This window comes from Maribacter halichondriae (assembly GCF_027474825.1).
In the GTDB taxonomy this organism is placed as follows: domain Bacteria; phylum Bacteroidota; class Bacteroidia; order Flavobacteriales; family Flavobacteriaceae; genus Meishania; species Meishania halichondriae.
Genome location: NZ_CP107030.1, coordinates 3391888 through 3408875, shown reverse-complemented (window position 1 = coordinate 3408875; position 16988 = coordinate 3391888). Strand labels below are relative to the sequence as shown.

Genomic DNA, 16988 nt, shown 5'->3' with positions numbered 1-16988 from the left:
CAAATGCGAAAAAGGGTACTTTATATATTTATCTTTTGTCTTGGTCTACTAAGTTATGGCCAGACCTGTCCAAGGGTACAGGATCCTGCCAACGGGTCAGTGGGTGTTCCTGTGGATACTGAGATCCGATGGAACCAAGTTAACGGAGTCGATGGATACCTCATTTCTTTAGGAACAACCCCTGGAGGCACAGATATACTTAACCGTCGTTCCGCCGGCCTGGTCAATTCTTTCTCGCCGGAGTTGGGCCTACCGGATGACACTCGTATTTACGTAACCATTAGTTTGTTCGTGACCGAAGGCACCTTAGTAGATTGTCCTGGTGAGACCTTCACAACACAAGATGTTACCGAACCGCCCCCATGTACCCAATTGGTTTCAGGAGATACCTTCGGAAGTATTTACTGGGCTTATGCTTACGGGGCTACGGGATATCGCGTTAACATAGGTACAACAAGCGGGGGAAATGATATTGCTGATAATGTCGACGTGGGTAATGTATTATCCTATGCTCCAGAAAAGGATTTACCCTTGGATCAAGAAATTTTTGTGCAGATTGTACCATACAATGAAAATGGTGATAATGGGCCCTGTCAGATTGAAAGTCTGATTGTAAGTGAACCGGAATTTGACTGTAGCCCTTTTCTACCACAAGTCGATATACCTGATCAAGTGGGCATTTGCATAGATGGTACCACAACAACACTCTTAAGCCGTATTGTAAGGGCTTCCGGTTTTCGGTGGTTCAGGAAAAACCAAGATGGAAGCGAGACCTTACTTTCTGAAACCAACGAGTTTGTACCCTCTGATATGGGGGAGTATCGTTTTGAAGCTTACAATACTGTCAGTCAAGATGGGGTTCCAATAGAATGTATCAGTTCGAAAGATTTTACCGTGGTTCGTTCAGAAGTACCTACCATAAACTCGGTTGACATAAAGAGGCAAACCTCGGGACTGGAAATCACGGTCAACGTGGCGGGCGAAGGAGATTATGAATACACGATAAATTCCGAATTTGGCCCCTATCAGGCAAGTCCTGTCTTTCAAAATGTACCCAAAGGAGAACGAACCGTTTTTGTCAGGGACAAAAATGGATGCGGTCAAGTACAGCGTACCATAGAACTCGATTTGTCTCCCGATAATTTCCCCCGTTTCTTCACACCGAATCAAGATGGTGCGAATGATTTTTGGCAATTCAGACCATCCCCTGAAAGCGGTGAAATCAATTTGGAATACATTAGAATATATGATCGCTATGGCAATTTGCTGAAACAATTAGATCCAAGATCACAGGGTTGGGACGGTTCTTTCAAAGGTAGGCGATTGCCGGAATCTGATTATTGGTATAAAGCGGCATCATTTAGTGGACAAGAGATAAAGGGGCACTTTACATTGAAACGATAGTAAACGCCGAATTGAGAGTTATAAATATGATCAAGAAATTCCTATATATTATTTCTTTTTTTCACATAGGTATCTCCATGGCCCAAACCTGCCCGAGTATAACCGTTCCTTCATCCGATGCCACCAATGTGTCGGTAACTACTCCGATTTCATGGACACCCGTCGAGGATGCCTTGGGTTATTATGTTCTTATCGGTACAACGCCCGGTGGGCGAGATCTCGTAGATCGTGTAGACGTTGGAACCAGTACCGAGTTCGAACTTCCGGAAGGGGATACATACCCCGCAAACACAATCATATCCGTAAAGATCACAGTACGCTTTCCCGGTAGACCGGATCAAACATGTCCGTATGAACTCTTCACCACGGGCAATGCCGAACCCCAACAAGGTTGTGATCATTTTATAAATCCTGTACCCGACTTTTTCACTTGCGACCCCGACGAAGATAACTTTGAAGAATTCAATATAGATCTTATGGCACTTGAAATAAGTCTCATCGGCACACAGACTGGTTTGACGGTTACGTATCATAATCCGGGTGGTGATCTTATTGATTTCAGCTTGGGTACCCAGTTCGCGGTAAACCAACGTAGGGTTATGGCCAGGGCGACCGACGCTGATGGTTGTTTTGAGGAAACTATTTTCAATTTAATCGTCCTTCCGCCGCCAAAAGTGCCCGAATTTGAGAATGTTGCGGAATGCGAAAACTATGTTTTACCAGAACTTGATGAGGGCATCGACTATTTTTCACAAACCGGTGGGCGCGGTACGATATTTTCTGCGGGAGATGTTATTTCAACGTCGCAACGTATCTATATTTATGCAGTGGCTGGTGACTGTAACGACCAAAGCAGTTTTAATGTTACCATCGACCCAACAATTTGTCAAGAAGAGCCCAAGGAGACTTTTTCAATTATATTTCCAAAATTTTTTACTCCCAATGAAGACGGATATAACGATTTTTGGCAATATGTCCCTCCTTCAGAAAATAACGGTATCACCATTGAGACAATCCATATTTATGATCGTTATGGAATATTGCTCTCACAGGTCGATCCAAGTTCAAAAGGTTGGGATGGAACTTTTAAGGGAAAAAGATTACCATCGTCTGACTATTGGTTTAAGGCAATTACGAACGATGCCCAAGAGATTACGGGGCATTTTTCCCTTAAACGATAGATTTTAGCATAAATTAATGAACCCTTATTGCGTACATCATATTTGAATTTTATTCAAATGAAGAAAAAACTGTTCTATGTTCTGTTTCTATTTGTATGCTTCGCGCATGCCCAAGAATGCCCGAACATAAGCTATCCCTTGAATGGTGCTACCAATATCCCGGTCGATGCCACCGTCACTTGGCCCGCGGTCAATGGTATTAATGGATACCTCATTTCGCTTGGAACCACTCCCGGCGGATCGGATATTGTCAATCGACAGGCCACCGGAATCGATAATTTCTATAAAGCCCCTGTAGGGTTGCCCGAAAATAGTCCCATTTATGTCAATTTAAGTATTATTCAATTCAATACCATACCTAGGGCCTGTACCGAAATAAGTTTCACCACTGTTGATGTGACCACTCCTCCGGCCTGCACTATATTGCTTGCACCGGACAATGATGCCGCCAATGTGACCGTAGTAACCGATATTGTTTGGGAATATGCCCCGACAGCCACAAGTTATACCCTCTCTATCGGAACTTCAGAAGGAGGAACGGATATTTTAGACCAACACAACGTCGGTAATGTGTTGTCCTATGACCCTCCTGAGGACTTACCACAAGACCTTTGGATATATGTTACCGTGATTCCCGAAAACGAAAATGGTATTGCTCTGCCTTGTAGGGAAGAACGTTTTTTTACGGGAGCCATAGACGACCCTTGTAAGGAGGAAGACCCAATTACCGGAGAAATAAAATCATCGGGGCCCGAAATCGAATTTCCAAACCTATTCATCAAATGTGAAAATAGCGGCCCCATTGCTGTTTCGGCCGAAGGCGAGGCCGATGGCTTTCGTTGGTATCGCGTTGAAAATGGAAATGAATTACTATTGTCGCAAAATAGGGACTTTCAAATTACTGAAACAGGCAATTACTTTCTTGAGGCCTATAATAGAATAGACCGCTCAGGCATTACCTTGGAATGTCCGACCATCAATAGTTTTAATGTCATTCCGTCAGGGGTCGCCACCATAGAATCCGTAGCCATAAGAAAGCTTACGGCCGGTAAACAAGCAACCGTGAATGTAACGGGTCTTGGAGATTATGAGTTTGCTATTGACAATGAAGATGGCCCGTACCAAGATGAGGCTAGCTTTTACAATATCGCCGAAGGCCCACATCTTATTTTTGTTAGGGATAAAAATGGCTGTGGTACAGTCTCGCGACTCATAGAACGGGGACTAAAATCTGAGGATTTTCCAAAATTTTTCACACCGAACGCAGATGGAATAAACGATTATTGGCAATTCATACCCCCGCCAGAAAATGAAAAAACAGCCGAGGTCATCAAGGGAAATATCTCCATCTTTGATAGGTATGGAAGACTGATCAAACAAATCGATCCAAAATCAAAAGGCTGGGATGGTTTGGTCAAGGGAAGACCTGTACCTTCTTCTGATTATTGGTTCAGGGCCGAGTCTATTAGTCAACAACTGATCCAAGGACACTTTACTTTAAAAAGGTAACCTTTTAAATTATACTTCTTCAATTGAAATTTAACATTCGTCTTTTGTATTTTTAAAGGATGAAATTTAAGGTAGTATCCGATTTTAAACCGACCGGCGATCAGCCCGAAGCCATCAAACAATTGGTCGAGGGCATGGAGTCGGGGGAGCGTTATCAGACGCTTCTTGGGGTTACAGGTTCTGGTAAAACGTTTACGGTCGCCAATGTTATCGAAAAAGTACAACGACCAACTTTGGTTCTGGCACATAACAAAACCTTAGCGGCCCAGCTATATTCCGAATTTAAGCAATTCTTTCCCGAGAATGCAGTCGAGTATTTCGTATCCTATTACGATTATTATCAACCGGAAGCCTTTATTCCGTCTTCAGGACTTTACATTGAGAAAGATTTATCCATCAACGAGGATATTGAAAAACTACGTCTCAGTACCACCTCCTCTTTACTTTCCGGTCGACGTGACGTTATTGTAGTCGCTTCCGTTTCGTGTTTGTACGGTATCGGAAACCCTGTAGAGTTTCAGAATAACGTAATTGAAGTGCAAAAAGACCAAGTAATTGCACGGACCAAACTTTTGCATCAATTGGTACAAGGACTGTATTCGCGAACTACCGCAGATTTCCGGAACGGGAATTTCAGGGTCAAAGGCGATGTAGTGGATGTGTTCCCCAGTTATGCCGACCATGCGTTTCGGATTCATTTTTTTGGAGATGAAATAGAAGAAATCGAGTCGTTCGACCCGTTCAACAATACGGTTTTAGAAACCTTTCAAAGTCTTCGGATCTACCCGGCAAACATGTTCGTGACCTCACAGGATATTCTACAGAACGCCATTCACCAAATTGGGGAAGACATGGTGAAACAGGTAAATTATTTCAAGGAAATAGGAAAACCACTAGAAGCCAAACGTTTGGAAGAACGCACTAGTTTCGACCTAGAAATGATACGCGAATTGGGGTACTGCTCTGGTATTGAGAATTATTCCAGATATCTCGATGGTCGTGAACCTGGTACACGCCCTTTCTGTTTGATCGATTATTTTCCCGATGATTATTTGATGGTGGTCGATGAAAGTCACGTGACCATTTCACAAGTGCACGCCATGTACGGGGGAGATCGCTCTCGTAAAGTAAACTTGGTCGATTACGGTTTCCGTCTTCCTGCGGCTATGGACAACAGGCCCTTGAAATTCGAAGAGTTTGAAGCTCTACAAAATCAAGTAATATTTGTTAGTGCTACTCCCGCAGACTATGAACTGCAATTAAGTCAAGGCGTTTTTGTAGAACAAGTGATTCGCCCAACAGGACTTTTAGACCCAATTATAGAGGTGAGACCAAGTCTGAACCAAATTGATGACTTGGTAGAAGAGATACATCAACGGGTTGAAAAAGACGAAAGAACCCTAGTAACAACCCTTACAAAACGTATGGCCGAAGAGCTTGCGAAATACCTTGACCGCATCAATGTTCGCTGTAGATATATTCATAGTGATGTGGATACTTTGGAAAGAGTTGAAATTATGCAAGACCTGAGAAAAGGGATTTTCGATGTATTAATCGGAGTGAATTTATTACGCGAAGGACTCGATTTACCAGAAGTTTCTTTGGTCGCAATTTTGGATGCGGACAAGGAAGGTTTTCTTAGAAGTAACCGTTCTTTGACTCAAACTGTAGGAAGAGCGGCGAGACATTTGAACGGAAAAGCAATCATGTATGCAGACAAAATTACGGATAGTATGCAGAAGACAATAGACGAAACCAACTATCGTCGAGAGAAACAAACTGCATATAATTTGGAACATAATATTACTCCTAAATCCCTGAATAAAAGTTTGGATAGTGCCCTTGCAAAAAATTCAGTTTCGACCTATCATTTTGAAAAAGAGGAGATGCGGGCGGCAGAACCCGACCTCGACTATTTGACCAAAGACCAGATAGAAAAGCTTATTCGGGAGAAGCGAAAAATGATGGAAAAAGCTGCCAAAGAATTGGATTTCATGCAGGCCGCAAAACTACGTGACGAAATAAAAATATTACAAGAACAGGACTGAAATAGACAAAATTATTGTAGCTTTCCTTAAGAGGAGCGTTTTTTTAATATTTTATCTAAATAATCAAATAATATAATTCAAGTAACTGGTTTTAAATATTTTAATATTAATTTTTAGATTTGTCTAAATTCAGTAAAATGCACCGAAATCCATTCTTTCGCTTTATTTTTTCGAAAATTGGACCCGTCAATAGCCAGAAATTTGATGTTCTACTTTTCTTCCTTTTTTGCGGATTTTTTTCGACCGCGCAATCCTTATCCCCAGAAAAAATAAATACGGCCGCAGGAGAAAAATTTCCTGAAGCGATTTTCAATTTGATAGACTTTTTAAAGCTACCGAACGATGGTCATTTTGAAAATGAAATCCAACAAAATTTAAAATGGTGCGACTCTGTTTTTACCGATTTAAAATTCGAAACACAGGCCATTAAAACCGAAGGTGCCCCCTACTCTTTGCCAAAAAAAAAGTCGATAAAAAATTGAAAACGGTTTTGTTCTATTTGCAAATTGATGGCCAACCTGTAGACACCACAAAGTGGAGCCAACCAAATCCGTTCTTACCTGTTTTGAAGGAAAAAGATGATTCCGGAATTTGGAACATTACCGATTCCGAAAAACTGAAAACCGAGTTCAATCCCGATTGGCGAGTTTTTGCCAGGTCGGCTTCCGATTCAAAAGGTCCCGCAATGTCTTTGATTTCCGCTTTGCAAATTTTACAGGACAAAAAAGTAAAACTAGCTTTCAACATAAAAGTCATTATGGACTTTCAAGAAGAAATGGGTTCGCCTTCCCTTCCAAAAGCAGTGACAGAAAATCGGGAGTTATTGAATGCCGACATGCTTTTTATCATGGACGGCACCAGGCACCTCTCGAACCTGCCGACCCTAACATTTGGCGCTAGGGGAATCGCTACAGCTACTTTAAAAGTTTTTGGACCTCGAAATCCGTTACATAGTGGTCAGTATGGCAATATTGCGCCGAACCCCGTGTTCGAGACCGCAAAACTATTGGGTAGATTGAAAGATGAAAATGGGCGTGTAACCTTGGAAGGTTTTTATGACGGTATCGTACTATCAGAAAAAGAAAAAAGATTGCTCAATAATGTTCCGGAAAATTTGGATAGCATCAAACAACGTTTAGGTATCGCAAGAGCAGATGCCGTGGGAAAAACCTATCAGGAAGCATTGCAATATCCATCTTTGAACATCAGGGGTTTAAATGCGGCATGGGTCGGCGATGAAGTACGGACCATCATTCCCTCGGAGGTTGTTGTGGAAATAGATATGCGCTTAGTACCGGAATCAGATGGTGAACGTTTGATGGAATCACTTAAAAAACACATCAAGGACGATGGATTTCATTTAGTGGACTCCATTCCATCGGACGATGAACGAAGAAAATATCCCAAGCTAGCATCCTTTAACTACAAACTAGGCTCAAAAGCTTTTCGAACGGATATGGACTCCCCTATAGGGAAACACCTAGAGAAGACCATGCGAAAAGTCTTTGGGAGTGAGTTCGTAAACATGCGTACCACCGGGGGTTCGCAACCCATGTCGCCCTTTATCACCACCCTGAACATACCTGCGGTTTCCATCAGGATTCCAAATCCAGACAATAATATTCATAGTCCGGATGAAAATCTTCGTTTGGGCAATTTTTTGGAGGGAATCATTACCTGTCTGGCAATTTTAGATGAACCTATTGAATAAGAAAGCGCCCCACACAGATGCGCGGGACGCTTCCCAAACTAACCAACTAAACCAACCATTATGAAAGTCTTACCGGGACGGTACGACACAACATAATTTCTTCAATTTTTTACTCGATAATCGAGATTTAAATGCTCCGACGCTTGCGTCGCAATCAAACATGAATTTCCTTTCAATGACTTGCGGGCTTGTGCTGAGGCAGTTTACTTAAGCTCAATCATTCGCTTAGGTTTTGGCAATGCCTCTTTTTTCTTAGGAAGCGTGCAGCGCAAGAGTCCATCCACATAATCCGCTTTGATTTTATCCTCATCAATGGTTTCCGGTAAAGTAAACGCTCTCTTGAACGAAGTGAAACCGAATTCCCTTCTGGTATAATTGTCTTCAGAAGTCTCGTTCGCAGTCTTCATTTCAGAGGATACCGTTAGAAGATTATTATCGATTTCAATGTTGAAATCATTCTTTTTTCTTCCGGGAACGGCTAGCTCCAATTCAAAATCTTTTTCGTTTTCCTTAATGTTGACCGCGGGAACGCTACTATTCAGTTTCTCCATTCCTCCGAACCAATCGGGTTTGAAAATTTCGTTCATTATTGAAGGAAATACCAAATTGTTTCTTCTTACTATACTCATGACTATATGTTTTTTATTAAACTTTGTTTTCGTGTTTATATAGACAAAACATATACCAATACAGAAAAACTGCCTTTATGTCTTTTTTTGTGATGTGGATACTGTCAAAATGGCGCTTATTGTAAATTTCCAGTGGAAATTGACCCATTAACTAAGAGGAAAAATTAATTGTAATGTGCCTTGAAGATATCGATAAGCACAGTCGGCGGTACTACATTATTAGGATATTCGTGCATAATGGAAAGTACCTGTTCGATCGCAGAAGGTGGCAGGCCCATGCCCAAACCTATATTATGAAGTCTACCTATTTCTATTTCTTCCTGTACGGCATCAACGTTCATCAACAGCACCAACCGATGGAACTGCAGAATACGATCTGCCTGTGATTTTGGAATAACGTGTTTTGCTTCCTTTTCAAAAAGGGAATCAAATGTATTTCTGTCGACACCAAGGTGTGTCGCCACGCCCAGTAATAAATTGTACTCGGATTCTTTGACCGTATTGTCCACTTTCGCAAAAGAAATCATCTCAGATAAAATACTTAATTTTTCTTCGTAGCTACTCATTAAGAGTGATTTAGGGCAAAGGCCGTGTCATATATAACAATAATTACCAACTTTTCGTATATAATCGACCAAAATACTTGAGGCTTCGATATGCACAAATAATTTTGTAATACCTTGCCAAAAAAAGTTCGATGAACAATAACGATGTTTTCAAAAAGCTAAGGGTAGCCCTAAAGTTACGGGACGATGAAATCGTGGATATCCTGGAATTGGTCGATTTTAAAATTTCGAAAAGCGAACTTGGTGCCTTTTTCCGAAAGGAGGACCATCCAAACTATATGGATTGTGGAGACCAAGTACTTCGTAATTTCTTGAACGGACTCGTAATTCATCTTAGGGGGACAAAAGAAAATCCCAAAGAACCTAGCGAGGTTCTATCTACTAGAAATACTGCAAAAAAACCCGATGCACCAAAACCAGTCTACAAGGCAATTCAAAGAAGGAAAATGGACACGGACATAAGTCCGGTAAAATATAAGAACAAGAAAAAATCCTGAGGCAATAAATTACATCAGGATTTTTATTCTTTATAAAGTACAACTACCTATTACTCTGTTATCCGTACAGGAACAGTATAGGTTTCGCCTTCTTTACAGTCTTTAGATTCTACCTTGGTGTAGTTCAAACGACTTTTTAAGAAACCTTCCAAAACTTCATCCTCGGTATCTACAGAAAGTACAACAATCTCTTTCTGGTCGTTCAACATGAACTTGATATTGGCGGTCAAATCGTGCGTCAATACAAAAGGATTGTCATCTAAAAGTTCTGCAATCTGTGATGAAATGGTTTTGTTGGGGTCAGCTTTTTTGGAATCGATTTTAGAATCGTTGGCAAAAACACCTGATGTGATAAGTAGCATTGCAGCTACCAGTGCTAAACTGAATTTTCTCATGACTTGTTTGTTTTTAATCCTGCTTCGATGATTGTCGATGTTATTGCAGAATTTGATTAATACTGATTGATGATGTTATTAAAAAGACGCCTCAGAAATGAGAATGTTACAATAAATCTCATTTTTAACAAATAATTAATCATTCTCCATATTGCCTGCTACGCTAAAACAAAGGAAGAAAAAGAACATTATCCATTGAAATCGAGAAGGTTAACCATAACTAAAAACGCATAACAATAGGGTAATATATTTGACAAAAAAAAGGCCATGTCTTCACATGGCCTTCACTTTTATATTGCAAAAGTCTAGTTCAACACTTCTTTCACTTTATCAGCGGCTTCTTGAAATTGCACCGCTGAATGTACGGCCAGACCAGAATTATCAATAATCTCTTTGGCCAATTCGGCGTTGGTACCCTGCAATCGAACTATGATCGGTACCTTAATTGAATCCCCCATATTTTTATAGGCATCGACTATACCTTGTGCTACCCGGTCACACCGCACGATTCCACCAAAAATATTGATCAATATTGCCTTTACTGCAGGGTCTTTCAAAATAATCCTGAAAGCCTCTTCTACCCTTTTGGCATCGGCGGTGCCGCCTACATCCAAAAAGTTGGCTGGCTCCCCGCCGGCCATTTTTATAAGATCCATCGTAGCCATTGCCAATCCTGCACCATTGACCATGCAGCCGACGTTACCATCAAGATCGACGTAGTTCAATCCGACCATACGCGCCTCGACTTCGATAGGGTTTTCTTCCCGCAAATCTCGCATTTCTGCATATTGCTTTCTTCGATACAACGCATTGTCATCAATGGAAACCTTTGCATCAACGGCCATAATCTTATCGTCGGAAGTCTTCAGAACGGGATTAATCTCGAACATGTTCGAATCACTTTCAACATAGGCTTTATACAAAGATGATACGAATTTGGTCATTTCTTTAAAAGAGGTACCCGACAATCCTAAATTGAATGCGATCTTACGTGCTTGAAAGGGCAACAATCCAGCAGCAGGGTCGATTTCTTCGGTGAAGATAAGATGTGGTGTTTTTTCGGCTACCTCCTCGATGTCCATTCCTCCTTCCGTGGAATACATAATCATATTTCTTCCCGTTCCGCGGTTCAAAAGCACCGACATATAGAATTCCTTGGTCTCGCTATCCCCGGGATAGTAAACATCTTCGGCGACCAAAACTTGGTGTACTTTTTTCCTTCCGCAGAAGTTTGTGGAGTTATCAGGTTCATACCGATGATACTTCCGGCTAATTCTTCCACTTCCTTCAGATTTTTGGCTAATTTTACGCCACCACCTTTCCCTCTACCACCCGCGTGTACCTGGGCCTTAATGACATGCCAGCCCGTTCCGGTCTCGGCGGTCAGTTGTTTTGCGGCCTCTACGGCCTCCTTTGCATTATGCGCAACGATGCCGCGTTGAATGCGTACACCGAAACTTGCCAAAATCTCTTTACCCTGATACTCATGAAGGTTCATATATTATAATGTCTTTGGTTCGCTGGCAAAAATAAAGAAAAAAGTTGGCAGTTGGCAGTTGCAGTCGGCAGTAAAAATTCAGGGTTCAAAAGATGGATTAAATTATTGATTACTGCCGACTTCTAACTGCAACTGCCAACTGCAAACCGCCTACTACTCCTTAAACCCCTTAAAATCCAACGGGTCGAAATTTCTGAAATCACCGTTCAGTTCAATAGTCTTTTTCGTGCGTTCAACTTCGTTCAAGACGGCAATGGTACCCTTTAGATGAGCTTTTATGAAATCAAGCCGTTCACTTTCTTTTGACAATTGCAAGAGTTCAAACTCTTGTTCATAGGATAGTCCCATTTTATGGGCCAAAACATAACTGTGAAATTTTTCTAAGGGCATCGGTGTAGAAGGCACATCCATAAGATTGTATAGTTCTTCGATCAACCCCAGAACCTCAGCTTTTAACGACTCGTCGATATCGTTTATCGAATCCAAAAACTGTACTTCACCACCTGCATAGGGTTTATCGGGCAATTCGTTTTCAAAGGTCAAAATCTTGAACACTTGACGTGCAACGCAAACCACATCCATTTCACCATTCTCATAAGTGGTTACAACTTCCACCAATTGCACCTCGGTGCCGTAGGTCACATTTCCATATATATAAACAGGAATACCAAAGGTTATTGCTTCTTCCCTACAGTCGATTATCAATTGTTTGTATCGTTCTTCAAATATGTGCAAGGGTACCGATTCCCCTGGGAAAAAAACGGATTGTAACGGAAAGAAAGGTAATCTCATAAGTCAATATTTTTCATTTTAAATGTACAATTCATGATGCATAGCAACAAATCGTATCAATCATTTTAATTGTTACAAACATAACATTTTGTTGTATTAATTATAATTGAGTATAAAATTCTTGGAAGATACCCATAAGTGCGTTAGATTTACCCCAAATTGATAGCGAAATGAAAAATGCCGATCTACTGAAAATCGCAAAAACATACGGTGACCCTCTATATGTGTATGATTCTGAAAAGATAATTTCACAATTCAAAAGATTGACCAATGCCTTTAGCGGTGTCAAGAAATTGAAGCTGAACTATGCCGCTAAGGCTCTGTCGAACATTACGATCTTACGATTGATGAACAGTCTTGGAAGTGGTTTGGATACCGTTTCAATTCAAGAAGTACAACTAGGTCTATTGGCGGGTTTTGAACCACAAGATATTATTTTTACCCCAAACGGAGTATCACTTGAAGAAATTGAGGAAGCTTCAAAACTTGGCGTACGTATCAATATCGATAATCTCTCTATACTGGAGCAATTTGGAAGCAAGCATCCAAAGATTCCAGTTTGTATCCGTATCAATCCGCATGTGATGGCCGGGGAAATTCAAATATTTCTGTGGGCCATATCGATTCAAAATTCGGCATCAGTATTCACCAGATTCCCCATTTGCTGCGTATCGTCGATTTGACTAAAATGAATATCAACGGGATCCACATGCATACGGGAAGTGATATTCTGGATATCGATGTCTTTTTATATGCTTCGGAAATCCTCTTCGAGACGGCAAAAAACTTCAAAAACTTGGATTTTATAGATTTTGGCAGTGGGTTCAAAGTACCATACAAAGAAGGTGATATCGAAACCAATGTCGAAGAATTGGGTAAAAAATTGAGCTATCGCTTTAATGAGTTTTGTAATGAATACGGCAGAGAATTGACCCTCGCCTTTGAGCCGGGTAAGTTTTTAGTCAGCGAAGCAGGTTACTTTTTGGCCAAGGTGAATGTGGTCAAGCAAACCACCTCAACAGTCTTCGCCAGTGTTGATTCTGGATTTAACCACTTAATTAGGCCCATGCTTTACGGGGCTACCCATTCGATTTCCAATATTTCGAATCCTGATGGGCGTGAACGTTACTATTCCGTGGTAGGATACATTTGCGAAACGGATACCTTCGGCAACAACAGAAGAATCAATGAAATTGCGGAAGGAGATATTCTTTGTTTTAGAAATGCGGGCGCATATTGCTTTACCATGGCGAGTAATTATAACTCCCGATTTCGACCGCCCGAAGTACTCTGGCATAGGGGGAAGGCTGTTTTGATTCGTGAACGCGAGACTTTTGATGACCTGATCAGAAATCAAGTGGACGTTAAGGATTTGTTCGTTCCTAAAAAGGAAAAGTCCTTGGTAAAATAAAGCGACGGTATTTTCGTTAGTTTTGGTATAGTATTTGGACTAACTCGACAAAAAAAGCACATGAAACTATCGGCCCCACATTCCATCAAAATTATTCTGCTATTTATAATGGTATCATTGCCCTTGACAATTCAGGCTCAAGAAGTAAAATGGCTTTCTTGGGAGGAAGCAGCCAAATTGGCCGAAACGGACAAAAATCCAAAGAAGATATTCGTAGATGTCTATACCGATTGGTGCGGTTGGTGCAAAAAAAATGGATAAGGATACTTTTCAGAACGCGGAAGTGGCGAACTATATGGCCGATAACTTCTATATGGTAAAATTGGATGGAGAAGGCAAAGACCCTATCGAATTTAAAGGCAAGACCTATAAATTTGTTCCTTCGGGAAGAAAAGGATACCATGAATTCGCCGCGGCATTGATGCAAGGAAAAATGAGCTACCCAACGACAATTTTCCTTGATGAAAAAATGAATATGCTGTCACCCGTACCGGGATATCAAAAACCAAAGCCCTTTCTTGAAATCGCCAAGTATTTTGGTGATGACATCTACAAAGAGAAAGATTGGAAGACCTACGCCGGTCAGGGTAAATAATTTTTATAAATATCTTACCCCCTGAGTAGGCATTCCGCTTAAAGGAAGAACTTGTATTAGATTTTCTCATTAGTTACCTTTCGACCTCAACCACAGGTATGATGACCGTACTATTTTATCCCTAGAAAATTGAAAAGTGTTTATTGTATTTTCGTATCGCTTCTTTTATTGTGCTGTAGCAACCCACCTTCGGCCGAAACTTTTCTAAAGGAAGGCGTACCCTTGGCCTTGGCCGAATATCGAAGTGAACAGGTTTCAAATGTCAAATATGGACTTGCTTTTAAGATTCCTGAGCAAAAGGAAGCGCCGATTTCCGCAGTACTGAAATTAAAACTGGACATTTCAAATCTCGATGCCCCGCTTCTTTTAGATTTCAAGGAAGAATCAAATCTTTTAAAATCCTTAAAAACCAACGGGAACAAGTGTGAGATTTTCCATCAAAATGAACATTTGAAAATTTCTCCAGACCATCTCAAGGTAGGTACCAACGAAATCGAAATCGAATTTACCATGGGCGAACTGTCACTCAACCGAAATGACGAATACCTCTATACGCTTTTGGTGCCGGATCGGGCACGTACTTTGTTTCCTTGTTTCGACCAGCCGAATATAAAAGCTAAATACACCTTGACGATTACGGCACCTAACGACTGGCAAGTGCTCTCCGGTGCTCTGGAAAAACGTACTTCACAAAATGGTGATTTTACAATACACGAATTCGGCACGACCGACACCATGAGCACCTATCTGTTTTCCTTTGTTTCCGGTAAGTTTCAAAAAGCTTCAGAAAGTCGCGATAATTTTGACATGACCTTGCTCTATCGAGAAAACGATAGTGCCAAAATCGATTTGAGCCTTCCAAAATTTTTGATTCGCACCGGCAATCTATAGCATTTCTAGAAGACTACACTGCCTATCCCTTTCCATTTCAAAAACTCGATTATGCGGCAATCCCTGGATTTCAATACGGCGGCATGGAACATGTAGGTGCAATACAATATCGCGAAGGAGCGCTGTTTCTTGATGAAAGCGCCACCGAAAACCAAAGACTTTCGAGGGCCAAATTGATTGCGCACGAGACGGCCCATATGTGGTTCGGCGACCTTGTAACCATGGACTGGTTCAGCGATGTTTGGATGAAAGAAGTATTTGCCAATTTTATGGCGGATAAAATCGTTAATCCTGTTTTTCCAGACATCAATCATGACCTAGCGTTCATGGTCACGCACTACCCCAGGGCCTATGGTGAAGACCGGACCTTGGGCACGAATCCAATCCGTCAAAACTTGGAAAACCTCAATGATGCGGGATCCCTTTACGGAAGTATTATCTATAACAAGGCACCCATTATGATGCGACAATTGGAAACGATTATGGGAACGGCATCTTTTCAAAAAGGAATTCAAGCCTATATAAAGGAATACGAATATGGTAATGCGGTCTGGAACGACCTCGTGGAACTGTTGGACAAGGAAACGAAGACCGATTTAAAAAAATGGAGTGAAATCTGGGTCAACCGTTCGAGCAGACCCTTGTTTCAAGAAAAGATCACTTATAACGACGACGGTACCATTGACACTTTTGAACTGATGCAAGAAGCAGAAGATGGTAGCGATGGTATCTGGCCACAGACCTTTGACATTTCAATGGTCTACTCGGATAGTGTTCACAAGCTAACCGCAACTGTTTCAAAGCCAAAAAATGCTATTGAAAACGCGGCTGGGTTGAAAAAACCAAAGGCTATTATCTATAATTCGAACGGACTTGGCTATGGCGTTTTCCCCATCGATACGGAAAATTTGGATGCCATTCTGGATATCGAGGATGAAGTTGCCCGCGGTTACACCTACATCAATGCCTATGAAAACGCGTTGAACGGAAATCTAGCGGCAGAAACCCTCTTCAACCTCTATCAGAAAAGCCTCTTGTCGGAAAAAAACGAGCTTTTGGTCAATCTGATTTCAGGCTATCTGAACATGCTCTTTTGGACATACCTTACCGAGGCACAACAGGAAAAACACCAATCCAATCTAGAAAATCAGTTGATACGACAGCTACAAAGCGACCTGCCGCCAAATATTAAAAAGATACTATTTGGTAGCTTTCAATCTATTGCCTACTCCGATTCGGGAAATGAAACCCTCTATAAAATTTGGAACAAATCAATTATAATTCCGGATCTTAAGCTCAATGAGGATGATTATACCCGTATGGCCATGACCTTGGCCCTTTTCGAACACCCTGACACAACTGAAATTCTTGAAATTGCAAAAAAGAATATTAGCAACCCCGACAAGCGCGAGCGTTTTGAATTTCTGTTACCGTCGCTATCCAATGAACCAGCAATTCGCAATGCTTTTTTTGAAAGTTTGAAGGATGCTGAAAACCGGGAAAAAGAGAACTGGACGCTCAGTGCCTTAAACTATTTGAACCATCCACTTCGGCACAGGGAAACCATTCAATATCTAAAACCCAGTTTGGAACTTTTGGACGAAATTCAAAAAACAGGGGATATCTTTTTTCCCAAAGGATGGCTGAACAATACCATAGGTAAATATAATTCGCCGGAGTCATACCAGATTCTTCAAAAATTTATTGAGGCAAACCCTGATTTAAATCCCGCTCTGTTGAAAAAACTACTACAAGCTTCCGATGATTTAAGAAGGATGCAATTATTAAGAAAAAAGGTGGATGTAAGTAATAATTGAAATTCCAAACATGATTTCAAATGCCCCGAGAAGATTTCCTGTTT

General features: G+C 41.1%; 12 protein-coding genes and 3 pseudogenes. 10 read left to right on the top strand and 5 right to left on the bottom strand.

The window, feature by feature from the left end:
* Positions 1-3: 3 nt before the first annotated feature.
* From N8A86_RS15825 to N8A86_RS15805, 5 genes are all read left to right on the top strand, one after another.
* On the top strand, positions 4-1404 hold the full coding sequence (locus N8A86_RS15825; protein WP_273566267.1) for a T9SS type B sorting domain-containing protein: 1401 nt from the start codon (positions 4-6) through the stop codon (positions 1402-1404).
* Between the two features lie 77 nt (positions 1405-1481).
* A complete protein-coding gene (locus N8A86_RS15820; RefSeq protein ID WP_273566266.1) occupies positions 1482-2585 on the top strand; it encodes a T9SS type B sorting domain-containing protein in 1104 nt (367 codons plus the stop codon).
* A gap of 57 nt (positions 2586-2642) precedes the next feature.
* The gene (locus N8A86_RS15815; RefSeq protein WP_273566265.1) at positions 2643-4094 is read left to right on the top strand and encodes a T9SS type B sorting domain-containing protein; all 1452 of its coding nucleotides are present in this window, start codon (positions 2643-2645) and stop codon (positions 4092-4094) included.
* A gap of 59 nt (positions 4095-4153) precedes the next feature.
* The gene (gene uvrB, locus N8A86_RS15810) at positions 4154-6142 is read left to right on the top strand and encodes an excinuclease ABC subunit UvrB (protein WP_273566264.1); all 1989 of its coding nucleotides are present in this window, start codon (positions 4154-4156) and stop codon (positions 6140-6142) included.
* 478 nt (positions 6143-6620) lie between these two features.
* The gene (locus N8A86_RS15805) at positions 6621-7853 is read left to right on the top strand and encodes a M20/M25/M40 family metallo-hydrolase (RefSeq protein WP_273566263.1); all 1233 of its coding nucleotides are present in this window, start codon (positions 6621-6623) and stop codon (positions 7851-7853) included.
* Positions 7854-8056: 203 nt separating this feature from the next.
* On the opposite strand, the gene N8A86_RS15800 is transcribed toward N8A86_RS15805, so the two are convergent.
* On the bottom strand, positions 8057-8482 hold the full coding sequence (locus N8A86_RS15800; RefSeq protein ID WP_273566262.1) for an Hsp20/alpha crystallin family protein: 426 nt from the start codon (positions 8480-8482) through the stop codon (positions 8057-8059).
* Between the two features lie 164 nt (positions 8483-8646).
* Positions 8647-9048 carry a TerB family tellurite resistance protein gene (locus N8A86_RS15795; protein ID WP_273566261.1) on the bottom strand — a complete coding sequence of 134 codons (402 nt, stop codon included), beginning with the start codon at positions 9046-9048 and terminating at the stop codon, positions 8647-8649.
* Positions 9049-9179: 131 nt separating this feature from the next.
* On the opposite strand from N8A86_RS15795, the gene N8A86_RS15790 reads away from it, so the two are divergent.
* Positions 9180-9545, top strand: coding sequence for a DUF1456 family protein (locus N8A86_RS15790; protein WP_273566260.1), 366 nt, complete (start codon positions 9180-9182; stop codon positions 9543-9545).
* A gap of 50 nt (positions 9546-9595) precedes the next feature.
* Here N8A86_RS15790 and N8A86_RS15785 read toward each other — a convergent pair whose 3' ends face one another.
* From N8A86_RS15785 to N8A86_RS15775, 3 genes and pseudogenes are all read right to left on the bottom strand, one after another.
* Positions 9596-9940, bottom strand: coding sequence for a hypothetical protein (locus tag N8A86_RS15785; protein WP_273566259.1), 345 nt, complete (start codon positions 9938-9940; stop codon positions 9596-9598).
* Positions 9941-10245: 305 nt separating this feature from the next.
* Positions 10246-11438, bottom strand: a pseudogene (gene sucC / locus N8A86_RS15780) (ADP-forming succinate--CoA ligase subunit beta).
* Between the two features lie 153 nt (positions 11439-11591).
* Positions 11592-12230 carry an LON peptidase substrate-binding domain-containing protein gene (locus N8A86_RS15775; RefSeq protein WP_273566258.1) on the bottom strand — a complete coding sequence of 213 codons (639 nt, stop codon included), beginning with the start codon at positions 12228-12230 and terminating at the stop codon, positions 11592-11594.
* 170 nt (positions 12231-12400) lie between these two features.
* Here N8A86_RS15775 and lysA point away from each other — a divergent pair.
* From lysA to N8A86_RS15755, 4 genes and pseudogenes are all read left to right on the top strand, one after another.
* Positions 12401-13641 (top strand): annotated as a pseudogene (gene lysA / locus N8A86_RS15770) (diaminopimelate decarboxylase).
* Positions 13642-13749: 108 nt separating this feature from the next.
* A pseudogene (locus N8A86_RS15765) lies at positions 13750-14236 on the top strand (thioredoxin family protein).
* A 129-nt stretch (positions 14237-14365) separates the two neighbouring features.
* On the top strand, positions 14366-15127 hold the full coding sequence (locus tag N8A86_RS15760) for a gluzincin family metallopeptidase (RefSeq protein WP_273566257.1): 762 nt from the start codon (positions 14366-14368) through the stop codon (positions 15125-15127).
* The gene (locus tag N8A86_RS15755; protein ID WP_337251810.1) at positions 15100-16944 is read left to right on the top strand and encodes a M1 family aminopeptidase; all 1845 of its coding nucleotides are present in this window, start codon (positions 15100-15102) and stop codon (positions 16942-16944) included. Before N8A86_RS15760 ends, N8A86_RS15755 begins: the two co-directional genes overlap by 28 nt.
* The last annotated feature ends 44 nt before the right edge of the window (positions 16945-16988 follow it).